The organism is Tepidibacter thalassicus DSM 15285, assembly GCF_900129915.1.
GTDB classification, from domain to species: domain Bacteria; phylum Bacillota; class Clostridia; order Peptostreptococcales; family Peptostreptococcaceae; genus Tepidibacter; species Tepidibacter thalassicus.
In genome coordinates this window covers 1-25321 of the sequence record NZ_FQXH01000006.1, presented here as the reverse complement: position 1 = coordinate 25321, position 25321 = coordinate 1, and the positions used below count along the sequence as shown (strand labels likewise).

The window sequence follows — 25321 nt, the reverse complement described above, 5'->3', positions numbered from 1 at the left end:
GAAAATCTAAAAAAGAATTTAGGAGGAATAACAAATGAAGAAAATGCAATTTATGTCGTTTGATTTTTGGCAGAAATTTGGAAAAGCATTATTAGTTGTGGTGGCGGTTATGCCGGCTGCTGGTCTTATGATTTCTATGGGTAAATTAATAGCAATGTTGACTGGAGATGTTGTTGCATTTCAAACTATTGCCAGGGTTATGGAAGACATTGGATGGGCTATTATTGTTAATTTACATGTGTTATTTGCAGTTGCAATTGGTGGTTCATGGGCAAAAGAGCGAGCTGGTGGTGCATTTGCAGCTTTGTTAGCTTTTATACTTATTAACCGTATTACAGGTTGTGTGTTTGGAGTTAATAATTCAATGTTAAATGATCCAAATTCAGTAGTATCTTCGTTATTAGCTGGTGATTTAGTTGTAAAAGATTATTTTACTTCTATACTTGGTGCTCCAGCGCTTAATATGGGAGTATTTGTTGGAATAATTTCGGGATTTTTAGGAGCTTCTCTATATAATAAGTATTATAATTTTGATAAATTACCAAAATCACTTGCGTTTTTCAATGGCAAACGTTTTGTTCCATTTGTTGTTATTTTAGGCTCTGTAATTACTGCTATAATTTTATCTTTATTTTGGCCGTTTATACAAAGTGGATTAAATGGTTTTGGACGTTGGATTGCAACATCAAAGGATAGTGCTCCAATTGTTGCACCGTTTATTTATGGTACATTAGAACGTTTATTACTACCATTTGGACTTCATCATATGCTTACAATTCCGATGAATTATACAGAACTTGGTGGTGCATATACTATTTTAACAGGTGCAAAAGCAGGTCAAGTGGTGGCTGGGCAAGATCCATTATGGCTTGCATGGATTAATGATTTAAACAATTTAAAAGTTGCTGGAGATATTTCTGGATACAAAAATTTATTAGCAAATGTTGTTCCAGCACGTTTTAAAGTAGGTCAAATAATAGGTTCTTCAGCATCTTTACTTGGAGTTGCTTTAGCTATGTACATGAATGTTGATAAAGATAAAAAAGATAAATACAAGTCTATGTTCTTTTCAGCAGCATTAGCAGTATTTTTAACAGGAGTTACAGAACCTATAGAATTTATGTTTATGTTTGTTTCTCCAATATTATATATTGTTTATGCTATTATAACAGGTTTAGCATTTGCAATATCTGATATTATAAATTTACGTATTCATGCTTTTGGATTTATAGAGTTATTAACTCGTACACCTATGATTATAAATGCAGGATTAGTAAAAGATATTATTAATTTTGTAGTTACATGTGCAGTGTTTTTCGGTATTAATTTTACTGTATTTAACGTTTTAATAAAGAAACTAAATATACCAACTCCTGGTCGTGCAGGAAATTATATTGAAACAGAAGAAATATCTAATAAAGGAAGTTCAGACAAAAATACGAAAAATAAAGATTTAGCGACAAAGGTTATTACATTATTAGGTGGTAGAGAAAATATTGTAGAAGTAGATGCTTGTATGACTCGTCTACGTGTAACTGTAAAAGAATTAAATTCAGTAGCAAATGAGAAAGAATGGAGACAAAATGGGGCATTAGGATTGATTGTAAAAGATAGAGGGGTTCAAGCTGTATATGGTCCAAAGGCAGATGTATTAAAATCTGATATTCAAGATTTGTTAGGAGCTTAAACTTATGAAGTTATTAACATTAAATTGTCATTCTTGGCAAGAGGAAAATCAAATAGAGAAAATAAAATGTTTGGCAAAAACCATTAAAGAAAAAGAGTATGATGTTATTGCATTACAAGAAGTTAGTCAATCGATAGATGAAGAAAAGGTTTTTAATAATATTAAAAAAGATAATTTTGCCTTTGTGTTATTGAAAGAACTTGAAAAAATTGGTGTGAGTGATTATGAGTTTGTTTGGGATTTTTCTCATATTGGATATGATGTTTATGAAGAAGGGGTTGCTCTTTTAACTAAGCATCCTATTATAGAAAAATATTCATTTTTCGTATCACAAAGCGTGGATGTTGATTTTTGGAAAACAAGAAAGGTAGTTGGAGTTAAAATTTTCTATTATAATATGCCTATATCATTTTATTCTTGTCATCTTGGATGGTGGAATGATAGTGAAGAACCTTTTAAGATACAAGTAGATAATCTTATTGAAAAAGTAAATAAAAATGAACTGTGTTTTTTGATGGGAGATTTTAACAATAATGCATTTATAAGAGGAGAAGGATATGACTATTTAATCAACTGCGGATTATATGATACATATAAATTAGCGCAAGAAAAAGATGAAGGTATTACTGTGAAAGGAAAAATTGCAGGTTGGGAGAGAAATAAACAGGATTTAAGACTTGATATTGTGTTTACAAATAAGATGTTAAGAGTAAATTATTCAAAAGTCATATTTAATAATATAAATAAACCGATTATATCAGATCATTTTGGAGTAGAGACTGAAATTAAATTTAAATAAATTTTAAGGGAGTTGATTTTATGGCAAGTTTAACTTTAAAGAATATATGTAAGGAGTATGATAATGGGTATAAAGCTGTAAAAAATGTGAATATAGATATAAATGATAAGGAATTTATAGTATTAGTAGGTCCTTCAGGTTGTGGTAAATCGACTACTTTAAGAATGATAGCAGGTCTTGAAGATATAACTTCAGGAGAATTGTATATAGGTGATAAGCTTGTAAATAATCTCCCACCTAAAGATAGAGATATAGCAATGGTTTTTCAAAATTATGCATTATATCCACATATGAGTGTTTATGATAATATGGCATTTGGATTAAAGCTTAGAAAAGTTCCAAAAGAAGAAATAGATAAAAAGGTCAAAGAAGCTGCTAAAATATTAGATTTGGAACATTTGTTAGATAGAAAGCCTAAAGCTTTATCAGGTGGACAAAGACAAAGAGTTGCTTTAGGGAGAGCTATAGTTAGAGAGCCAAAGGTATTTTTAATGGATGAGCCTTTGTCAAATTTAGATGCAAAGCTTAGAACTCAAATGAGAACAGAAATAAGTAAGCTTCATAAAAAATTGGGAACTACTTTTATATATGTAACACATGATCAAGTTGAAGCTATGACTATGGGAGATAGAATAGTTGTAATGAAAGATGGAATAGTTCAACAAATAGATACTCCTCAAGAACTTTATGATAATCCTATTAATATGTTTGTTGCAGGATTTATAGGATCTCCTCAAATGAATTTTATAGATGTTTTAATTACTGAAGAAGGGAAAGACATAATAGCTTCATTTGCTGATATAAAAATAAATATACCTTTAGGAAAAGGAAAAATATTAAAAGAAAAAGGATATATAGGAAAAAATGTTATTTTAGGAATTAGACCAGAAAATATTCACATGGAAAAAGTGTTTATAGATAATTCTAAAGAAACTTCTTTTAAAGCAAAAGTAGAACTTAAAGAAAATATGGGAGCAGAAATCTATGCTTATTTAAATGTCGGAGGACAAAGCATGACAGCTAGATTAAATGCTAGATATAAATTAAAAGATGATGAAGAAGTGATTTTAGCTATGGATGCTAATAAAATACATTTATTTGATAAAGAAAATGAAGTGAACATAATATTATAAAAAATTAGAAAAATAAAAACTTATTCTTGATTTGAAAAAAAACACATGTTACAATTACATTACAAAGGTTGATGCAAACGATTGCATGGTTTAAATAATAATATTTACAAGGAGGAGTAGTAATGAAAAATGTCACACTAAAAGATGTAGCAAAAAAAGCAGGAGTATCTCCTTCTACAGTTTCACGAGTCGTATCTGATGATTCAAGAATAAGTGAAAGAACTAAAAAAAAAGTTTTAGAAGTTATGAAGGAGCTTGGTTATTATCCTAATTCAATAGCTAGAAGTCTTGCAAATAATAAGACAAATACAATAGGAGTTATAATGCCGTATGGTTCAGAAGATATATTTATGAATCCATTTTTTCAAGAATCTTTAAGAGGAATAAGTTTAGTTGCATCTAAAAATTGTTATGATATATTAATTTCTACTAGTCGTAAAAATGAAGATGAAATAGATATTTTAAAGTGTTTAATTAAGGGGAAAAAAGTAGATGGTTTAATTTTAACTCGTTCTAATGAAAATGATGAATCTATAAAATATTTAAGAGAAAATAAAGTTCCATTTGTTCTGATAGGATCGTGTCTTGAATACGATGATATACCTAGTGTAGATAATGATAATAAAAAGGCATCTTATGAATTGACTTCTCTTTTAATTAAAAAGGGGAGAAAAAATATAGCATTTATAGGTGGGGAACTTCACTCTGTAGTTATTAAAAATAGATTTGAGGGATATAAAAAAGCATTGAGCGATAATAATTTAGAGTTTAATGAAAATTATTTTATATCTGATAAATTTTTAGAAGAAAGTGGATATAAACTTACAGGTGAGTTGTTAAAGCTAAAAAATATACCTGATGCAATTATAGTATCAGATGATTTAATGAGTCTTGGAGCTATGAAAAAAATAAAGGAAGAAAAATATAGAGTTCCACAAGATATAATGCTTGCTAGTTTTAACAATAGTTTTTTAGCAAAATATGCAAATCCATCTATAACTTCTATAGATATAAATTCATTGGAATTAGGTAAAATAGCTTGTAAAAAATTATTTAATATATTGAAAAATAAAAAAAATGAGAATAGTAAAGAAATTGTAGAATATAAAATTATAGAAAGGGAATCTACGAAATTAATTTAGTTATAAATCTAATAAATTTTATTAGATTTATATAAATTCTATAGATTTTTTAAATCTATAGAAAAAAATTTAAAAGTTGATGCAATCGTTTGCATTAGCTTGTGAAATTATAAAAAAGGAGTGGTGAAAGGTGAAAATTAAAAAGAAATTATTTTCAGTATTTGCGTGTGTTTTGGCGTTGATGTTATCATTAACGGCTTGTGGTTCTTCGAATCAAGAAACTGCTGATAATGGAAAAAAAGTAAATGTAGATATTTTCCAGTTTAAAGTAGAAGCTAAAGATGCATTAGAAAAAGCAGCAAAAATGTATATGGAGAAAAATCCTAATGTAAAAATAAATATACAAACTGTAGGTGGAGGAGATGACTATGGTGCAGCTTTAAAATCTAAGTTTGCATCTGGAGAAGAACCTGCAATATTCAATGTTGGTGGAATTCAAGATGTAATAGATTGGAAAGAAAAATTAGAAGATTTAAGCAATGAACCATGGGTATCTCAAACTTTTAAAGGTGTTCTAGATGCCGTAACAAAAGATGGAAAAATATACGGAATGCCGTTTAATCAAGAAGGATATGGATTTATATATAATAAGGAAATATTTAAAAAAGCTGGAATAGATCCAGAAAGTATAAAGTCTTTTGCTGATTTAGAAAATGCAGTAAAAACTCTTGATTCAAAAAAGAAAGAGTTAGGATTAAAATCAGTATTTGCTTTTCCTGCTAAGGAAACTTGGGTAACTGGACTTCATTTATCAAATGTTGCATTCTCAAATGAGTTTTCAAATATAAAAGATACATTTAATGCAAAAAATATAGAGTTTAAATATGCAGATGCTCTTAAAAAACTTGTAGATCTTCAAGCTGATTATGGATATAAGCCAGATGGAACTAAGGCTTCTTTAAATAGTGTAGATTATTCTACTCAAGTTGAAGAGTTATTTTCATTAGGACAAGTAGCTTTAATTCAACAAGGTAACTGGGCTTATGGAAGTATAGAAGGTATTGATGAAGAATTAGCTAAAAATATAGGAATACTTCCTATACCACTTGAAGGAGTAAAAGAAGATTCTATACCTGTAGGAGTTCCTATGTATTGGGCTATAAACAATGGAAAAGATGATGAAGTTAAAAAGGTAGCAAAAGATTTCTTGAATTGGTTATATACTTCTGATGAAGGAAAAGATTTAATAATAAATGAATTTAAATTTATACCAGCTTTAAAAGGATATGAAGGAGATAATTTACAACCAAAAGATCCACTTGCAAAAGATATATTAAAATATTCTAATGAAGGTAAAACTATGCCATGGGTATTTATGGGTTACCCTACAGGATGGGGACAAGAAAAGCTTGGTACAGATATACAAAATTATCTTTCTGGAAAAATAACTTGGGAAAAATTAGTTGAAAATGCTAAAGCTACTTGGGCTGATGCGAGAAAATAAATTTATTAGGAAAGTCTATTAGACTTTCCTATTTTAAAAAAATAATAAATAGAGGTGAAAATAGATGAAGAATTTATACTGTGCAATTGATTTAGGAGGAACGAAGATAAATATAGGTATTATGACAAAAGATGGAGAAGTTTTAGATAATATTAAGATTCCGACAGAAGTTGAGAAGGGACCGGAAAATGCTTTAAATAATATTAAAAATACTATTTATGAATTGTTAAATAGACTTAATTTAAAAAAGGAAGATTTGAAGGGAATAGGAATAGGATCTCCTGGACCTTTAGATAGTGAAAGAGGAGTAATAATAGAGAGTGCAAATTTAAAAGGATGGAAAAATGTTGAAGTGGTAAAAGCTCTTTCTGAAGATTTTAAGGATATTCCTATAAAACTTGAAAATGATGGCAATGCAGCTGCTTTAGGAGAGTATTTGTTTGGGTTTGGAAAAAATTCAAGAAATTTTATATATATAACAGTAAGCACAGGAGTTGGTGGAGGAGCAATAATAGATGGCAAACTTCAAAGAGGAGCAAATTCAAATGCATTTGAAGTAGGTCATACGATTATAAGTATAAATGGACCTAAATGTAATTGTGGAAATAATGGATGTTTAGAGGCGTTTGCTTCAGGAACTGCTATAGAGAGAATAGCAGAGGAAAAACTTTTACAAGGAAATGAAAGTTTGATTTCACAGATAAAAGGAGAAGGTAAATTAAAAGCTGAGCATGTATTTGAAGCAGCTAAAAAGGGAGATAAATTAGCTCTTGAGATAGTAGAGAATGAGGGATATTACCTAGGTATAGGTCTTTTTAATATAATAGCTCTTTATAATCCAGAAAAGATTAGTATAGGTGGAGGAGTTTCAAATTGTTTGGATATGTTTTATGATAAGATGATAAGTACAATTAATAGTATGTCTTTAAAACCAAGTAGAGAAATATGTGAAATTAAAAAGGCTCAAAGAGAAGATTGTGGATTAGTAGGAGCAGGAGCTCTTGCATTTTATGAATAATGTGACATTAAGAAGTGATAAAGGAGAGAAGCTTATGAATAAAAGTAGATTATCATTTTGGGGGTTTGTAGGACCAGCATTATTAGGTTTTACAGTAGTAGTTATAATACCGTTAATATTTGGTATATATTATTCTTTTACAGATTGGAATGGAATAAAATCGGATATTAATTTTATTGGATTAGAAAATTACATGGAAGTTTTTAAAGATAAAGGATTTTTGGATTCTTTTATATTTACAACTAAATTTACTATAGCTTCTGTGATTAGTATAAATATAATAGGTTTTTCTTTAGCTTTATTAGTTACAAGAGGACTTAAAATAAGCAATGTTCTTAGAACTATATTTTTTATGCCAAATCTAATTGGAGGTCTTATATTAGGTTTTATATGGCAGTTTATATTTACAAAAGCTTTTGCTGCTTTAGGAGAAACAATTGGGGCAAAGTGGCTTTTGGGATGGCTTTCTAATACACATACAGGATTTTGGGGACTTGTTATTTTGATGGCTTGGCAGATGTCTGGTTATTTAATGATTATATATATAGCAGCTCTTCAAAATATTCCTCAAGAATTGATAGAAGCTTCTAAAATAGATGGAGCTAATGCTTGGCAAAGGGTAAAGCATATAGTATTTCCACTAGTAAGACCAGCGTTTACTGTAAGTTTGTTTTTAACTCTTTCAAATTCATTTAAGCTTTATGATCAAAACTTGTCTTTAACAGGAGGAGGACCAGCTAATTCTACTCAAATGCTTGCTATGAATATATACAATACGGCGTTTAAGTTTAATCAAATGGGTGTGGCACAGGCAAAAGCTGTTATATTTTTTATAGTTATAGGTGCTATTACTCTTACTCAGGTGTATATTAGCAAAAAAGGAGAGGTGGAAATGTAATGAAAATGAAAAAATTTATTTTGGGTATTATAGGAGTTATCACGGGATTAATATTTCTTTCTCCGTTTTATATTATATTAGTAAATGCATTTAAGACTAAAAGAGAGTTATTTCAAGATACATTGGGTATGCCGAGTTCATTAAATTTTACAAATTTTGTGGAAGCTTTTGAAAGGTTAGATTTTTGGAAAGTGTTTTTTAATTCTTTAATAATAACGGTTGGAAGTATTATTTTAATAGTGGTATTTTCAGCCATGGCAGCTTGGATGCTTGAGAGAACAAAGACTAAAATGAGTAGTTTTATATTTTTCTTATTTATAGCAGCAATGTTAATACCTTTTCAAGCAGTAATGCTTCCACTGGTACGTATTATGGGAAAACTTAATATGTTAAATATACCAGGGCTTATGTTTATGTATTTAGGTTTTGGAGCAAGTCTTTCAATATTTTTATATCATGGATTTGTGAAGGGAATACCTAAAGAGTTAGATGAAGCTGCGATTATAGATGGATGTAATAAGTGGCAGACATTTTGGTATATTATTTTTCCTATATTAAAGCCTATCACTATTACAGTATCAATACTTAATACAGTTTGGATATGGAATGACTTTTTACTTCCATCTTTGACTATAAACAAACCAGAAACTCATACTATACCTCTTAGAACATTCTTTTTCTTTGGAGAATATACTAAGCAGTGGCATTTAGCTCTTGCTGGACTTACATTAACTATTATACCAGTTATAATATTCTACTTTATTGCTCAAAAGCATATTATTAAAAGTGTTACTGCAGGAAGTATAAAATAGGAGTGATTATAATGAAAAAAGAATGGTGGAAGGAAGCAGTAGTATATCAAATATATCCTAGGAGTTTTTATGATTCAAATGGTGATGGGATAGGAGACTTGAATGGGGTAATTGAAAAACTCGATTATTTGAAATTTTTGGGGGTAGATGTAATATGGCTTTGTCCTATTTACAAGTCTCCAAATGACGATAATGGGTATGATATAAGTGATTATAAAAACATAATGGATGAATTTGGAAATATGGATGATTTTGATAGATTATTAAAAGAAGCTCATAATAGGGGAATAAAAATACTTATGGATTTAGTGGTAAATCATACTTCTGATGAACATGAATGGTTTGTAAAAGCTGCTTCTTCCAAATATAATCCATATAGAGATTATTACATATGGAGAGAAGGAAAAAATGGACAGTATCCAAATAATTGGAAATCTTTTTTTGGGGGATCGGCATGGGAATATAATGAAAAAACAGAAGATTATTATTTGCATTTATTTACAAAAAAACAACCTGATTTAAATTGGGAAAATGAGAATATGAGAAGAGAAATATATAAAATGATGAAATTTTGGCTTGATAAAGGTGTAGATGGGTTTAGGATGGATGTATTTAATTTTTATTCTAAAAAAGAAGGACTTCCAGATGTAGTGGATAATCCTGATGGGATTTATATAAATGGACCTAAAATACATGATTATATAAAAGAAATGCATGAGGAAGTATTTCAGCATTACGATATTATGACTGTTGGAGAAGCACCTTGTGTTTCATCTAAAATGGCACCTTTATATGTAGGAGAAGATAGAAAAGAACTTAATATGATTTTTCATTTTGAGTTGATGGATATTTCGAATGATCCAAAGGATAAATTTATTAAAGTTCCTTGGGAATTAAAGGATATAAAAGATATCTTTATGAGATGGTATGAAGATTTAAAGGACAAGGGATGGAATTCTTTATTTATGAATAATCATGATCAACCTAGAATGGTATCTAGATTTGGAAATGATAAGGAATACAGGGTGGAATCGGCTAAGATGCTTGCAACTCTTTTACATACATTTGTTGGAACGCCTTATATATATCAAGGTGAAGAAATAGGAATGACTAATGCGTATTTTGAGAATATAAGTGACTATAGAGATGTTGAAACACTCAATTATTATAATGAAAAGATAAAAGAGGGAATAGATGAAGAAATTATTTTAAAAAGAATTCAAATTACTTCAAGAGATAATGCGAGAACTCCAATGCAGTGGGATAATAGTGAAAATGCAGGTTTTACAAATGCTACACCGTGGATTAATGTAAATCCAAATTATAAATATATAAATGTAAAGAGTGCATTGGAGGATAGAAATTCTATATTTTATTATTATCAAAAGCTTATAAAACTGAGAAAAGAAAATTCGGTTATAGTATATGGCGATTTGAATTTGATTTACAAAGATGATAAAAATATATTTTCTTATGTTAGAAAATTAGAAGATAAAGAGATTTTAGTAATTTTGAATTTTTTTGATAAAGAAGTTGAATTTGAGATTCCGCAAAAATATAAAAATAAGAAGTTTGAGTTGCTTATTGGCAATTATGAAACAGATAATCAAGTAAAAAATAAAATAAAATTAAGACCTTATGAAGCTAGAGTTTACAGTTTATAATTAAGGAGAAATAAACTTGAAAATTTAGTGAATTTATGGTAAAATTATATATAATAAGTAAACATTAGGTAAAGAGATGGGAGATACCTGAAAAGTAGTAAGTTAAGAACTTGCTTTGAAGGTATCTTTATTTTTTTACCTTGGGAAAATGTTTTCTTAAAAATAGAAAGGGGGATATCACATGCTTAAAATTTTTAAACCTGCACCGGCTATTGAACGTATGCCAGAGCATAAAATTGATAGTGAATATAAAAGGTATAGGATGCAGGTGTTTTTGAGTATTTTTATTGGGTATGCAGCATATTATTTTATAAGAAAGAATTATGCCATGGCTGCACCGGATTTGATTAAAACTTATGGGTTTACTAAAGCACAAATTGGTTTAGTAGGATCTGCATTAGGGTTATCTTATGGTTTGAGTAAATTTGTAATGGGTAATATATCTGATAGATGTAATCCTAGATATTTTATGTCAGCAGGACTTATTTTATCAGGTATTGTGAACTTATTATTTGGTTATGCTTCAACTATATCAGTATTGTTCATATTGATGTTTTTAAATGGATGGTTTCAAGGTATGGGTTGGCCACCATCTGGAAGAACTATGACACATTGGTTCTCTGATAGAGAGCGTGGAGTTAAAATGTCTATATGGAATGTTGCACATAATATAGGTGGAGCATTAGTTCCAACTTTAGCAATAGCAGGTGCGACAATATTTAGTTCTTGGAGAGGTATGTTTTATTTTCCTGCAATGATATCAATAACTATTGGTATTTTAGTTGCTATATTTTTAAGAGATACACCACAATCAGTTGGATTACCACCGATTGAAGAATACAAAAATGATTATCCAGAAGTTAATGTAGATGATAGAGAAAGAGAATTATCAGGAAAAGAGATATTATTTAAATATGTTTTATGTAATAAATATATATGGTATATTGCGATAGCAAATATATTTGTATACTTAGTAAGATACGGGGTTATGGATTGGATCCCTACCTATTTAAAAGAGGTAAAAGGATTTAATATTAAAGAAGCAGGATGGGCTTTTGCATTATTTGAATGGGCAGCTATTCCTGGAACAATTATAGTTGGATGGATTAGTGATAAAATATTCAATGGAAGAAGAGCACCAATGGGTGTAATATGTATGTTAGGTGTAATTATATCAGTATTTATTTATTGGAAGAGTACAAGTATAATGGCTATTAATATTGCAGTTGCATCAGTTGGAGCTTTAATCTATGGTCCTGTAATGTTAATCGGTGTTGCTGCACTTGATTATGTTCCTAAAAAAGCAGCTGGTACTGCAGCTGGTTTTACAGGATTATTTGGGTATATGGGAGGAGCAGTACTTGCTAATGCTGTTGTAGGTGTTGTAGTTGATAAAACAGGCTGGGATGGAGGATTTAAACTTATAATAGCAGCTTGTTTCTTGGCTGTATTTTTCCTAGCGCTTACTTGGAATACTCATGATAGATCTAAAAGCAATGATAAAAAGGAAGTATTAGGGTAAAAAACCACCTTTTAGGTGGTTTTTTATTATACAATAAATAATAGAAAATATTGAATATATAATAAAATTTTAGTATAATGAAACTGAACTAAATATTTAGTTAATTACAAAATTTGAAATGGAGGGGACAATTTTGAACTCGAGAAAACGTTTAATTTCTTACATAGTTTCATTTTTAATGATTTTAACTATGTTTGGACAAGTTCCAGTAGCGAAAGCAGCAAATGAAGTGACAATTGATATTTTACAAATCAATGATTTTCACGGTTCGCTTAAAGAAAGTGGAAAAAATGTAGGAGCAGCGAAATTGGTAAATGCCATAAAAAAAGCAAAAGAGAGTAATCCTAATACTATAGTATTATCAGCAGGGGATAACTTTAATGGTTCTGCTGTATCTAATTTATTATATGGGGAACCGGTTGCTAAAATGATGAAAGAAGCTGGAATTATGTTTTCAGCTGTAGGAAATCATGAATTCGACTGGGGATTAGATAAAATCCAAAAATGGGAAGAAATATCAGGTATACCTTTTTTAGCAGCAAATATATATGATAAGAATACAAATAAGCCAGTTACTTGGGCAGATCCTTACAAAATAGTAGATGTAGATGGAATAAAAGTGGGAATAATAGGACTTACAACTCAAGAAACAGCTTATAAGACAAAACCACAAAATGTAGAAAGTTTAGAGTTTAAAAATCCTGCTGAAATTGCGAAAAAAATAGTTCCAAAGGTTAAAGAAGAAGGAGCAGATATAGTACTACTTTTAACTCACATAGGAGCATTTCAAGACAAACAAACAAAAGCAATTAAATTAGAAGTACCAGAACTTGCTAATATAAAAGATGTTGATGGAATTATATTAGGACATTCTCACCAAAAAGTAGCAGGTATGGTAAATGGAATACCTGTAGTTCAAGGATATAAATATGGAAGAGCTTTAGGAAAAATTTCTTTTACAGTAGATAAAGATACAAAGAAAATAATTAAAAAAGAGTCTTCTTTAGATTTATTGTATGAAAGAAAAGATTTAAAAGATGATGAAGCTGTAAAAAAAATAGTAGATGAATATACTCAAAAAGTGGGACCTATTTTAGATGAGGTTATAGGAAAAACAGTAAATGAATTAGATCATGATCGTTATAAATTAAGTACTTTGGGAGAATGGACTACAGATGTTATGAAACAATTAGAAAATGCAGATATTGCTGTAACTAATGGAGGAGGACTTAGAACTAGTATTCCTGCAGGAGATATTACAGTTGGAAAAATGTATGAAGTGATGCCTTTTGATAATGTATTATCTTCTTTTGAAATGACAGGAAAACAAATAAAAGAAATATTTGAACATGGAATAGAAAATGAAGAAATTGGATCAGTTCAATTTTCAGGTGTAAAAGTTGAGTACATACCAGGAGCAAAAAAAGGCAATAAAGTTGTTAAGATGATTTTAGACAATGGCGAAGAAGTGGATTTAAACAAGACATATAAAGTTGTAACTAATGATTTTATGGCAAGTGGCGGAGATGGATATACAGTATTTAAAGAAGCTAAGGCTTTAGGTGAAACTATTGCTATAAGGGATGCTTTAATTGAAGCTGTTAAGAAAGCTAAAGTATTAGATTATAAAAAACAAGATCGTTTAATAGCTAAAGAAGTAAAAACTGAACAACCAAAAGTTCAAGAACCTAAGGCTAAAGTTGAAGAATCTAAAAATAAGAATGTAGTAGTTTATGTAGTTAAAAAAGGAGATGCGCTTTATAAAATAGGAAAAAAATATAATGTTAAGTGGCAAAAAATTGCAAAGTTTAATTCATTAAAAAATCCAAATTTAATATTTCCAGGACAACAATTATCAATTCCTGTTGTAAATTAAAAAGGGGCATTTAATGCCTCTTTTTAATTTATTTATTTAATTGAAAATTTAAGAAATATTTAAGGAAATTTCCAGGAATATTGTGGTAAAATATTAGTATAACTATGTTGTTAAAAGGGGGAGATATTATATTAAAAGTGTATGAAGTTTTATTTGGAGTAGGGATTTTATATGCTTTAGTGTCTGTTATTTTAGGTAATTTGTTCGATTTAACAGGTATAGACGGAACGGGTATAGAAGGAGATATACCTAGTTTAGGGGTGTTTCCTATAAAGCCTATAATAGTTGCTATATTTATAACTATTTTTGGTGGATTAGGAGTTATGCAGACAAAACTTGGAAAGACATCTTTATATGTATTTTTATTTTCCTTTGTAATAGCATTATCAGTTTGTTTATTAGTAAACAAATTTGTTATTAATACTTTGAAGAAAGCACAAAATACAAGTTCTGTATCTCAAAAAAAATTGATAGGTAAAACTGCAAAGGTTGTTGCGACAATTGTAGATAATGGATTTGGTCAAATAAAATATACTATAAATGGAAATACTTATAATTCACCTGCTAAGCATATAGATGGTAAAAGAATAAAAGTTGGCAGTGAAGTTATTATTGTTTTAATAGAAGATAATGTATTTTATGTAGATATTATTAAATAAAGTTAGATTGTAAATATAATATAAAAAGGGGAGTTGTTTATGGATGTTTTAATGTATTCAACTATTATTGTTGGTGTTGTTTTAATTTTAATTATAGGATTTTTATCTATGTGGAAAAAAGTTCCACAAGATAAAGCTATGGTTGTAACAGGTCTTAAGAAGAGAGTAATATCTGGGGGAGGAGGATTTGTTATTCCGCTTTTAGAAAGAACAGATATTCTTTCTTTAGAAAACATGAAAATAGAAGTTAGAACAGATGGTGCATTGACAGAAGAAGGCGTTGAAATTATTGTAGATGGAGTTACTGTTGTAAAGGTAAAATCAGATGAGGAATCGATTTTATCTGCTATGGAACAGTTTAATACAGGTAATGAAAAGGAAACAATAGAGAGAATAAAAGTAACATCTAAGGATGTTTTGGAAGGTAAACTTCGTGAAATTATATCTACAATGACTGTTGAAGAAATATATAAAAATAGAGAGAAATTTACAGCTCAAGTTCAAGAAGTTGCAGCAGTAGATCTTGCTCAAATGGGGCTTGAGATTAAAGCTTTTACAATTCGTGATATATCAGATAATCATGATTATTTGAATAGTTTAGGTAAAAAAAGAATTGCTGAAGTTAAAAGAGATGCAGAAATTGCACAAGCAAAGGCAAAATCTGAAACTGAAATTAAAAAGTCTGAAGCTGAAAGAGATGCTAAAATACAAACTGCAGTGGCATTTAAAGAAGGTGAAAAAGCTAGACTTGAATCTGAAACTGAAATAGCAGAGTTTACGAAGAACAAAGAGTTAAAAGTTCAAGTATATAGACAAGAACAACAAGTTAAAAAAGCTCAAGCAGATCTTGCTTATGAAATTGAGCAAAATAAAGTGAAAAAAGAAGTTGTAGAAACTGAAATGGCAGTTAAGCTTTTAGAAAAAGATAAAGAAATTGAAATAGCAGATAAAGAATCCATAAGAATAGAAAAAGAACTTGATGCAAAGGTTAAAAAGCAAGCAGATGCAAATAAATATGAAGCAGAAAAGCGTGCTGAAGCTGAAAATTATAAGCAGATTAAAGAAGCACATGCTAGAGCTGAGGCCATAAGACTTGAAGGTCAAGCAAGAGCTGAGGCAAAAAGACTTGAAGGACTTGCTGAAGTTGAAATAATAAAAGAAAAAGGTAAAGCAGAAGCAGAAGCTATGCGTGAAAAAGCTCAGGCGTTTAAAGAGTATAATGAGGCAGCTATTATTCAAATGCTCGTTGAGAAGTTGCCAGAAATTGCTACAAGTATTGCTACACCACTTTCTAAAACTGAAAAAATTGTTATTGTCGATAATGGAGGAGAAGGAAAAGGGGCTTCTAAAATATCTGGATATATAACAGATATTATGTCGCAAGTTCCTGAAACTGTGGAAGCATTAACAGGAGTAAACATAATGGATATGGTAAAGAATAAATTTGGTAATAATACTGTAAAATATGAAGAAATAAAAGATGAAAAATATGATGAAAAAGCAGAGGCAGATGCATAAAAATTGGCGATTATAATCGCCAATTTTTTTATGGAATAGTTTTATAAAAATGTAGGAATGGTTTTTTTTAGGGGTTTAAATTTGTGTATTTATAATGTATAATTTTGTTGAAAGCGTTTTTGTGCTTGAATTAGGGGGATAATATGGAAAAAATATTGAAATTAGCTAAAAAGAAGGGTTTTGATGTACATTTTATTAAAACTAAAGATATTGTAGTAGAATATAGAGTTTATTTAAAATGTGCTTATGGGTGTAAGGACTTTGGGAAAAGGCTCAATTGTCCACCACATTGTATATCGATAGATGATTTTAAAAAAATATTAAATGAATATAAAGAAGGTATTGTGTTGATAGAGAAGAACAATATAAATGAAAATGAGGATATTTTTAAAGTATGGGATAGTATTAAAAAGAAGAGTTTTGAAAAAATGTTAGAGATTGAAAAAGCTGCTTTTGATGGAGGTTATAATTTTGCACACCTTTTAAGACCGGGTTCTTGTAATGAATGTGAACTGTGTTCTGAGGAGTGTTTAAAACCTCATAGAAGGAGATTTTCGCCAGAAGCAGTAGGGGTTAATTTAACTAAAACGCTTCAAAATATAAATATTGATTTAGATTATAATGATTATAAGACAATAAATTTAGTAGGTATATTATTACTAGATTGATTTTAACTGATGATAACAAGGAGGGAACAGATGAAAAAAAGAGCATTAATACCTGTATTTGCTGCATTTATGGCGCTGACGTTAAATATATCGCATCCTTTTGCAAATAGTTATAAAAAAATAGAAATAAAGGCCAATGTTTTAAATGTGAGAAGTGAAAATAATACTAGTTCTGATATAATATCAAAATTAAGTAAGGGAGATCAAGTTCCGATTATTGAAACAAAAGATGGTTGGTATAAAATTAAATTGGATAATGGAAATGAAGGTTGGGTTAGTGGAGAATATGTACAGGAAAAGCAAACAATAGGGATTATAAATGGAAATGATGTAAATTTTAGGGAAGGAGATAGTCTTGAAAGTCCTATTATAGAGACTTTAGAAATTGGAAATGAAGTTGAAATACTTGATAAAAATTCAGATTGGTATAAAGTTAAATTTAATGAACAAATAGGGTACATATATAGTTCTTTTATAAAAATAAAACAAGAAAATAAAGCTGTGTCAAGAGGGGATAAGAGAATTATAAAAGTGTATGAAGTTGCTAATAGTAAAATTGGTAAAAAATATGTATGGGCAACAAGTGGTCCTGATACTTTTGATTGTTCTGGATTTACAATGTATGTATATAAAACAGCAATGGGGATAGATCTTCCTCATAGTTCTAAATCTCAAAGTAAAGTTGGAACTAGTGTTTCGAAAGATGAGTTAAAATTAGGGGATTTAGTATTTTTTGATACAAGTAGAGATGGAAGTATAAATCATGTAGGTATTTATATAGGTGATGGAAATTTTATACATGCATCATCGGCAAAAGCAAGGGTTATGATATCGAGTTTAAGTGAGGGATATTATTTAAAAACATATAAATGTGCAAGAAGGGTTGTTGAATAAAAAAGTGGCTTATTTGCCACTTTTTTTCATATTATTATAAGTATTTATTACTTTTTTGATATAATTACGAGTTTCTTTGAATGGGGGAATTCCGTCATATTTATCTACATTTGCAGGACCTGCATTGTATGAAGCTAATGCCAAAGGGATACTTTTATATTTGTTTAAAAGATAATTTAAATACTTTGTACCTCCCATTATATTTTCTCTAGCATCATAAGGATTTTTTACACCTAGAGATTTAGCAGTATTAGGCATTAATTGCATAAGTCCCATGGCACCTTTATTTGATGTAGCATTTGGATTAAAATTAGATTCTGCATTTATTACTGATTTTATTAAATTTTCATCTATTCCGTATTTTAAAGAAGCTTCTTTTATATATTTATCTATATCTATATATTTACTTATATCATGTGTATTGTTGATTTTTTCTTTAAGTATATTGTTAAATTGATTATTTTTTTTAATATTATTTTTTTGAATTTTTACGGGAATTCTGCTTTCTATTTCTCTTATTTTATCTAAATAAATTTGTTTTACTAAATTATTCATATTATTACTCCTTTAATAGTAATATTTTTTATATTTATATTATATAAATAATATAGAAACTAGTAAATAGGGAGGAATTACTAATGAATAAAAGAAGAAAGCAGAAAAGATTAGTTGTGTTTGTTTTATTTTTATTAATACCTGTTTTGGCAAGTTTTTCATCAAAATTGATATTCTATCAATTAAGTAAAGACAAGCTTATAAAAGCGGTAAAAATAGAAAGTGATGATAAAAATAGTCGTTTCATAGATTCTTTTACAATATATTCTATTCAAGTAGGATCTTTAAAAGATTATGGGAAAGTTGATCTTGTAAAAAAAGATTTAGATGAAAATTTAATACCGAATTATGTGTTAAAAAAAGATAATGCATATAAAATATACAGTTATACTTTTTTAGATGAAAATTGTATAAGAAATCTTTTAAGTGGTGTTAAAGAAAATTATACTGATGCTTTTATATCTAAAATAAAAGTTTCTGGAATAAAACTAGAATATACTGATAAATACTTTTATATGGATGATATTTATAGAGAATTAAAATTAATGAATGAAAATATGAAAAGAGAATCTAAATTTTGGTATGAATATACTATAGGTACATTTAAGCGAGAAAATTATATTTCTATTATAAATGAAAAGAAAAAGATAGTAGATTCATTAACAAAAAATATTCAAAATATACAATATGAAAATGCAGAAAATTTCAAAAATAATTTAAAAGAATTTTGCGAAAAGTATGCAAATAGTGTGAAAGAAATAGAAGAAAATTTTGAGAAGGGGAATATGTATTCCTGTGAAAAACTTTTTTTATCAGGGTTATTTGATTATTACAATTTTATAAATAAATTAAAAACTGTAAATTAAAAAAATGTGAAAAGAGCCAATTTTTTGGCTCTTTTTTTAAAATATAGGATAAAATGTTAAATTAAACCTGTTAATTATTTATTTTTTAGGACTTTACAAAAAAAATGTAGTATACTATATTATGAACTTATTTTTATATTAATGTGTATTTTTATTCACATTTTAAACGTTTATTGTAAGGAGGTAATATGAATGAAGCTCTTGAGTTTTAAAGGTGGAATTCATCCACCGCACAGAAAAAAATATACAGAAAATATGCAATTAGAAAGAGCTAAAGACCCTGCTACTCTTTATATACCTCTTCAACAGCACATAGGTACTCCATGTAAACCTATTGTAAAAGTTGGAGATAAAGTTAAAGTAGGTCAAAAAATAGGAGAACCACAAGGGTTTGTTTCTTCACCTGTACATAGTTCAGTATCAGGTACAGTAAAGGGAATAAAAGAATGTCCAACACCTGGTGGTAGTGCTTTGTGCATTATCGTTGAAAACGATTTCTTGGATGAAGTACATGAAAGTGTTACTTCAAAAGGAGATATAAGCTCTTTAAGTGGAAAAGAAATATTAGAGATAATAAAAGAGGCTGGGATAGTTGGTATGGGAGGAGCGACATTTCCAACTCATGTAAAGTTATCTCCTCCACAAGATAAAAAAATAGATACAGTTATATTAAATGGTGCAGAATGTGAGCCATATCTTACAGCAGATCATAGACTTATGCTTGAAAACCCAGATGATGTAGTTTATGGACTTAAAGCAATTATGAAAGTTTTAAATGTTGAAAATGGGTATATAGGAATTGAAGATAATAAACCAGATGCAATAGAAGTTATGAAAAAGGCAGTACGAAATGAAAAAAATATAGAAGTTGTGTCTTTAAAAACTAAATATCCTCAAGGTGCTGAAAAACAGCTCATATATGCTTGTACAAAAAGAGAAGTTCCATCTGGAGGACTTCCTATGGATGCTGGAGTTGTTGTAAATAATGTAGGTACAGCAGCACAGATTGCTAAGACTATAAAAACTGGAATGCCTTTAATTGAAAGGATTACTACAGTTACAGGAAGTGCTATAAAAAATCCTAAAAATTTAATAATTAAAATTGGAACACTATTTGAAGAAATTATAAATCAATGTGGAGGATTTAAAGAAGAACCAGGAAAGGTAATAATGGGAGGTCCTATGATGGGACTTACACAATATACTCTTGAAGTACCTGTAACAAAAGGAGCTTCGGGAATATTATGTCTTAATAAAAGAGATGCAACTTTACCAAAACCTAAAAATTGTATAAGATGTGGAAAATGTGTTCAGATATGTCCAGCATTTTTACAACCACTTTATATAAGTGCATATTCTTTAAAGTATAATTTTGATAAAGCAGAAGAATATAGAGCTCTTGATTGTATAGAATGTGGATCATGTTCATTTATTTGTCCATCTAAAAGGCCACTTCTTCAATCAATAAGAGTTGCAAAAAGAGAAATAATAGCTAAAAAAAGAAAACAAAATAAGTAAAAGGAGGTAAGAGAATGAATACAAAATTTATAATTTCATCTTCTCCTCATTTAAGATCTAATGAAGATATTGCTACTATAATGAGGGATGTTGTAATAGCATTGCTTCCAGCAACCATAGCTTCTATTTATTATTTTAGAATTGGTGCTGTAACAGTAATATTATCTGCGGTAATTGGAGCAGTTTTAGCAGAAGCTATAACTCAGAAACTTATGGGTAAAGAGATAACTATAAATGATTGGTCGGCTGTAGTTACAGGGCTTTTACTTGCTTTTAATATACCTTCATCAGCGCCATGGTGGTTACCTTTTATAGGGTCTGTATTTGCAATTGTAATTGTAAAACAGTTATTTGGGGGATTAGGTCATAATTTTATGAATCCAGCACTTGCTGCTCGTGCAATGTTACTTGCTTCTTGGCCGGTTGAAATGACAACTTGGGTAAGTCCAGGAGCTGATGCAGTATCAACAGCAACTCCTTTAGCTATAATTAAAGGTGTAGAAGCTGTAGATATGGCAAAACCAAGTATATTTGATCTTTTAATAGGAAATGTTGGAGGGTGTGTAGGAGAAACATCAGCAATACTTTTAATAATTGGAGGTTTATACCTTTTGTATAGAAGGGTAATAACATATGTAATACCTACATATTATGTAGGAACTGTATTTATATTAACTTTTTTATTTGGAGGATTTGATTTAAGTAATTCTATTTATCACCTGTTTGCAGGAGGACTTATGATTGGAGCTTTTTATATGGCAACAGATTATGCTTCATCTCCTGTAACATATAAGGGTCAAATTATATATGCTATAGGATGTGGTATATTAACTACTGTTATAAGATTATGGGGAGGATATCCAGAAGGAGTTTCTTATTCAATACTTTTAATGAATGTAGCGACACCACTAATTGATAAATATATAAACCCTAAAGTATTTGGGGAGGTGGTTAGGTAATGAAAGAAATAGTTAAATTGGGAATGATTCTTTTAATAATAACAACAGTATCAGCAACAGTTCTTGGGGTTACTAATAATGTGACATTACCTGCTATACAAAAACAAAATGAAATAGCAAATATTAAGGCTCGTAAGGAAGTATTACCTGAAGCTGATGATTTTAGAGCTGTTAAAGATGAGAATATAAAGTCTGAAATAATTAAAGAAATATATGAAGGTTTAAATGGAAATGATGTTGTAGGATATACAATAAAAACTGCTCCAAAGGGATATGGTGGAGAAATTGAAGTTATGGTAGGAATAGGAACTGATGGAACTATCCATGGAGTAAGTATTGGTAACCATGCAGAAACTCCAGGACTTGGAGCAAAAGCTGCAGATAAAGAATTTAAAGGTCAATATAAAGGAATGAGTGTAGATAAAAATATAGAAGTTATAAAAAATCCAGGACCTAAAGAAAATGAAATTGTCGCAATATCTGGTGCTACTATAACTTCAAAAGCTGTAACAGATGGAGTTAATGAAGCAATTAGAGTATATAATGAAGTTTTAAAATAGGTTGGGGGTGAAAAAATGAAATTAGGAAAAATTTTTAAAAATGGTATTATAAATGAAAATCCAGTATTTGTACAAGTTTTAGGAATGTGTCCGACTCTTGGAGTTACAACTTCAGCTGAAAATGGAATGGGAATGGGACTTGCAACAACTGCAGTTTTAATATGTTCAAATTTAGTTATATCGTTAATTAGAAAAATTATACCTTCTAAAATAAGAATTCCTGCATTTATTGTAGTTATTGCTACGTTTGTTACTATGGTAGGAATGCTTTTAAAGGCTTATGTTCCTGCTCTTGATGCAAAGCTTGGATTGTTTATTCCTCTTATAGTTGTTAACTGTTTAATATTAGCAAGAGCAGAAAGTTTTGCTTCTAAAAATAATCCGATAGCGTCTATGGTAGATGGGCTTGGAATGGGACTTGGATTTACAGTATCTCTTACAGTACTTGGAATGGTAAGGGAATTGTTTGGAAATGGAAGCATATTTAATATTCCTTTAATGGGTACTATATATAAGCCGGCACTTATAATGATATTACCTCCGGGAGCATTTTTGGCTTTAGGATTACTTCTTGCAATGCTTAATAAAATTGCTAATAAAAAAGCTAGTTAGGAGGGATTTTATATGAAGATATTTTTAATATTGGTTAGTTCTATACTTGTAAATAATTTTGTTTTGTCTAAGTTTTTAGGAATTTGTCCATTTCTTGGAGTTTCAAAAAAAGTTGAAACTGCGATTGGTATGGGTATGGCGGTTACTTTTGTTATGACTTTAGCTTCAACAATAACGTATTTTGTTCAGTATTATGTACTTGAACCTTTAGGTATACAGTTTTTACAGACGATTGCATTTATACTTGTAATAGCATCTTTGGTTCAATTTGTTGAAATGGTAATTCAAAAGGTAAGTCCAACTCTTTATCAAGCATTAGGAGTTTTTCTGCCTCTTATAACTACTAACTGTGCAGTTTTAGGGGTTGCTATAATAAATATAGATAAAAAATACAATTTAATTGAAACAATAACAAATGGATTTGGAGCTGCTGTTGGATTTACACTTTCTATAGTTTTATTTGCAGGTATTAGAGAAAGACTTGAGATTGCAGATGTACCAGAGAGTTTTAAAGGATTTCCAATTGCCTTAATTACAGCAAGTCTTATGGCTATAGCATTTTTAGGATTTACAGGATTAGTTTAAACAGGAGGTGCTTTTAACAGCTAAATAAAATTTGAAAAAATATATAAGAATTTATTGATCATTTTAGACATTAGATTTAATGATAATAGTTCGTGTTTTTTGTAAATAAAATTGGAGGTTAGGTATTAACATACAAGGCAAAATTGCATGATGTTAAAGTGGGTTATTACACCTCTAAAACTTGTTTAAATTGTAGTAATCAAAAGAATATGGGATTTTTAATAAACACAATAAAAATAAAACATTGAATTATAAAAATATAAATCAAGCAACTACTCTACATTTTCATTATGGAAAATTAGTTGTTTGATTTAAAAAAGAGAGGTGAACAAAAGTACCGTTGGCTTGCGGTATAGCATTGTAGAGATATGCTATTATGTACACTAATATTTGTAAAAATATTGAGTGTATGAATAAAATCTATAATTTTTATAGATTTTATAAAGCTGAATAGAAATGTCTTTAATATTAAATTCGGTTATTAGTTTAGGTACTATGGGGCTTATATTTGGATCTGGACTTGCATATGCTTCTAAAAAATTTGCAGTAGAAGTAGATCCGAGAGTTGAAGCGATAAATGAAGTTTTACCTGGAGCTAATTGTGGAGGATGTGGTTATCCAGGGTGTGGAGGTCTTGCTAACGCTATAGTAAGTGGAGAAGCCCCTATAAATGCATGTCCTGTAGGAGGAAGTGAGTGTGCAGAAAAAATTGGAAAGATAATGGGGATAGAAGCAGAAACGGGTGAAAAAAAAGTAGCGAAAGTTATATGTAAAGGAACTTGCAATAATGCAAAAGATAAGAGTGAATACTATGGTATAAATGATTGTAGAGCAGCTGCTTTGGTATCTGGAGGGGCTAAGTCTTGTCAATATGGATGTTTAGGATTTGGAACATGCGTAAATGTATGTCAATTTGGTGCTATTACTATAAAAGATGGCATAGCACATATAGATAAGGATAAATGTGTTTCTTGTGGTAAATGTATAGAGGTTTGTCCAAAATCTGTAATTGATTGGGTTCCATATAGTCAAGATGTTATTGTAGAGTGCAACAGTAAAGAGTTTGGAAAAGATGTAAAGTCTAAATGTGCTGTTGGATGTATAGGATGTCAAATATGTGTAAAAGCTTGTCCTTTTGGAGCTATAACTTTTGAAAATAATTTAGCAAAGATTGATTATTCAAAATGTACACAATGTATGGTTTGTGTAGAGAAGTGTCCTACTAAAGCTATAGCAGGAGAAATTAATAATAGAAAAAAAGCATTTATAGATGAAGAAAAATGTGTTGGATGTACTATATGTAAAAATAAATGTCCGGTTGATGCTATAAAAGGAGAATTAAAGGAAAAACACAAAGTAGTAGAGGATAAATGTATAGGCTGTGGTGTATGTGTTCAAAAATGTCCAAAAGATGCTATAAAATTAAAATAAAAGGTAAAAATATAAGGTGTGGTATTTACCACACCTTATTGTATTTTTCACTTTTAAGTGATAAACTAGTTAAGGGTAGTGGTATGTAAAGAGGTGGTTTTAACAGTTAAATAAAATCTGAAAAAACATATAAGAATCTGTTGACTATTTTATACATTAGATTTGATGATAATAGTTCATGTTTTTTCTGCTAAGCTTTATGGTAGTAGAAGTTATAAACAGAAAAAACTAAAAAAAGAGATAAAGGGGATTCTAGAAAATGGGGTTCAAGAAGAAAAATGAAAATAGTATTATATTATGCAAAAAAATTCAAATATATCCTACAAAAGAGCAAATAGCAGATATAGAAAGAGATAGTTTTTTATGTAAACTCCTTTATAATACTTATTTAGCTCAAAGAAAAGAATATTATACTTGTTACAATAAAAACATGAAAATGTCAGAACAGCGAAGTCAAATTAAGTTACTTCGTAAGCAAAATACAGATTATGCAAAAGTATA

General features: G+C 29.3%; 24 protein-coding genes. 23 read left to right on the top strand and 1 reads right to left on the bottom strand.

The window, feature by feature from the left end; all coding sequences use genetic code 11:
• The first annotated feature begins 34 nt into the window (after positions 1–34).
• The 15 genes from BUA19_RS02035 (at position 35) to BUA19_RS01965 (ending at position 17734) form a co-directional block, all read left to right on the top strand.
• Positions 35–1687 carry a PTS transporter subunit IIBC gene (locus BUA19_RS02035; protein WP_207645963.1) on the top strand — a complete coding sequence of 551 codons (1653 nt, stop codon included), beginning with the start codon at positions 35–37 and terminating at the stop codon, positions 1685–1687.
• Positions 1688–1691: 4 nt separating this feature from the next.
• Positions 1692–2486, top strand: a complete 795-nt coding sequence (locus tag BUA19_RS02030) for an endonuclease/exonuclease/phosphatase family protein (protein ID WP_072723226.1) — start codon at positions 1692–1694, stop codon at positions 2484–2486.
• A 20-nt stretch (positions 2487–2506) separates the two neighbouring features.
• A complete protein-coding gene (locus BUA19_RS02025; RefSeq protein WP_072723225.1) occupies positions 2507–3619 on the top strand; it encodes an ABC transporter ATP-binding protein in 1113 nt (370 codons plus the stop codon).
• A 122-nt stretch (positions 3620–3741) separates the two neighbouring features.
• Positions 3742–4761: a LacI family DNA-binding transcriptional regulator gene (locus BUA19_RS02020; protein ID WP_072723224.1), complete on the top strand. Its 1020-nt coding sequence runs from the start codon at positions 3742–3744 to the stop codon at positions 4759–4761.
• 130 nt (positions 4762–4891) lie between these two features.
• Positions 4892–6205, top strand: a complete 1314-nt coding sequence (locus BUA19_RS02015) for an ABC transporter substrate-binding protein (protein WP_072723223.1) — start codon at positions 4892–4894, stop codon at positions 6203–6205.
• 64 nt (positions 6206–6269) lie between these two features.
• Positions 6270–7223: an ROK family protein gene (locus tag BUA19_RS02010; protein WP_072723222.1), complete on the top strand. Its 954-nt coding sequence runs from the start codon at positions 6270–6272 to the stop codon at positions 7221–7223.
• 34 nt (positions 7224–7257) lie between these two features.
• A complete protein-coding gene (locus tag BUA19_RS02005; protein ID WP_072723467.1) occupies positions 7258–8121 on the top strand; it encodes a carbohydrate ABC transporter permease in 864 nt (287 codons plus the stop codon).
• Complete coding sequence (locus tag BUA19_RS02000; RefSeq protein ID WP_072723221.1) at positions 8121–8933, top strand: carbohydrate ABC transporter permease; 813 nt, start codon at positions 8121–8123, stop codon at positions 8931–8933. Before BUA19_RS02005 ends, BUA19_RS02000 begins: the two co-directional genes overlap by 1 nt.
• Positions 8934–8944: 11 nt before the next feature.
• Positions 8945–10597, top strand: coding sequence for a glycoside hydrolase family 13 protein (locus BUA19_RS01995; RefSeq protein WP_072723220.1), 1653 nt, complete (start codon positions 8945–8947; stop codon positions 10595–10597).
• 181 nt (positions 10598–10778) lie between these two features.
• On the top strand, positions 10779–12119 hold the full coding sequence (gene glpT, locus BUA19_RS01990; RefSeq protein WP_072723219.1) for a glycerol-3-phosphate transporter: 1341 nt from the start codon (positions 10779–10781) through the stop codon (positions 12117–12119).
• Positions 12120–12252: 133 nt separating this feature from the next.
• Positions 12253–13995 (top strand): 5'-nucleotidase C-terminal domain-containing protein, encoded by a 1743-nt coding sequence (locus BUA19_RS01985; protein ID WP_207645962.1) that lies wholly within the window; start codon positions 12253–12255, stop codon positions 13993–13995.
• Positions 13996–14132: 137 nt separating this feature from the next.
• The gene (locus BUA19_RS01980) at positions 14133–14654 is read left to right on the top strand and encodes an NfeD family protein (RefSeq protein WP_178137421.1); all 522 of its coding nucleotides are present in this window, start codon (positions 14133–14135) and stop codon (positions 14652–14654) included.
• A gap of 39 nt (positions 14655–14693) precedes the next feature.
• Complete coding sequence (locus BUA19_RS01975; protein WP_072723218.1) at positions 14694–16172, top strand: flotillin family protein; 1479 nt, start codon at positions 14694–14696, stop codon at positions 16170–16172.
• Between the two features lie 143 nt (positions 16173–16315).
• Complete coding sequence (locus tag BUA19_RS01970) at positions 16316–16840, top strand: DUF2284 domain-containing protein (protein ID WP_072723217.1); 525 nt, start codon at positions 16316–16318, stop codon at positions 16838–16840.
• A 30-nt stretch (positions 16841–16870) separates the two neighbouring features.
• Positions 16871–17734, top strand: coding sequence for a C40 family peptidase (locus tag BUA19_RS01965; protein ID WP_072723216.1), 864 nt, complete (start codon positions 16871–16873; stop codon positions 17732–17734).
• Between the two features lie 9 nt (positions 17735–17743).
• On the opposite strand, the gene BUA19_RS01960 is transcribed toward BUA19_RS01965, so the two are convergent.
• Positions 17744–18289, bottom strand: coding sequence for a lytic transglycosylase domain-containing protein (locus BUA19_RS01960; RefSeq protein WP_072723215.1), 546 nt, complete (start codon positions 18287–18289; stop codon positions 17744–17746).
• Positions 18290–18372: 83 nt separating this feature from the next.
• Between BUA19_RS01960 and BUA19_RS01955 the strand changes: the two genes are divergently transcribed.
• From BUA19_RS01955 to BUA19_RS01915, 8 genes are all read left to right on the top strand, one after another.
• Positions 18373–19155: a hypothetical protein gene (locus tag BUA19_RS01955; protein WP_072723214.1), complete on the top strand. Its 783-nt coding sequence runs from the start codon at positions 18373–18375 to the stop codon at positions 19153–19155.
• A 192-nt stretch (positions 19156–19347) separates the two neighbouring features.
• Positions 19348–20673, top strand: a complete 1326-nt coding sequence (gene rsxC, locus BUA19_RS01950; RefSeq protein WP_072723213.1) for an electron transport complex subunit RsxC — start codon at positions 19348–19350, stop codon at positions 20671–20673.
• 14 nt (positions 20674–20687) lie between these two features.
• Complete coding sequence (locus BUA19_RS01945; protein WP_072723212.1) at positions 20688–21632, top strand: RnfABCDGE type electron transport complex subunit D; 945 nt, start codon at positions 20688–20690, stop codon at positions 21630–21632.
• Positions 21632–22192: an RnfABCDGE type electron transport complex subunit G gene (locus BUA19_RS01940; RefSeq protein ID WP_072723211.1), complete on the top strand. Its 561-nt coding sequence runs from the start codon at positions 21632–21634 to the stop codon at positions 22190–22192. The genes BUA19_RS01945 and BUA19_RS01940 overlap by 1 nt, the downstream gene beginning before the upstream one ends.
• A 15-nt stretch (positions 22193–22207) precedes the next feature.
• Positions 22208–22804 carry an electron transport complex subunit RsxE gene (rsxE, locus tag BUA19_RS01935; protein ID WP_072723210.1) on the top strand — a complete coding sequence of 199 codons (597 nt, stop codon included), beginning with the start codon at positions 22208–22210 and terminating at the stop codon, positions 22802–22804.
• 12 nt (positions 22805–22816) lie between these two features.
• On the top strand, positions 22817–23389 hold the full coding sequence (gene rsxA, locus BUA19_RS01930) for an electron transport complex subunit RsxA (protein ID WP_072723209.1): 573 nt from the start codon (positions 22817–22819) through the stop codon (positions 23387–23389).
• A gap of 456 nt (positions 23390–23845) precedes the next feature.
• The gene (gene rnfB, locus BUA19_RS01925; RefSeq protein ID WP_072723208.1) at positions 23846–24820 is read left to right on the top strand and encodes an RnfABCDGE type electron transport complex subunit B; all 975 of its coding nucleotides are present in this window, start codon (positions 23846–23848) and stop codon (positions 24818–24820) included.
• 259 nt (positions 24821–25079) lie between these two features.
• Positions 25080–25321, top strand: a 242-nt coding sequence (locus tag BUA19_RS01915) for a helix-turn-helix domain-containing protein (RefSeq protein WP_178137420.1), incomplete at its 3' end; no start/stop codon positions are given.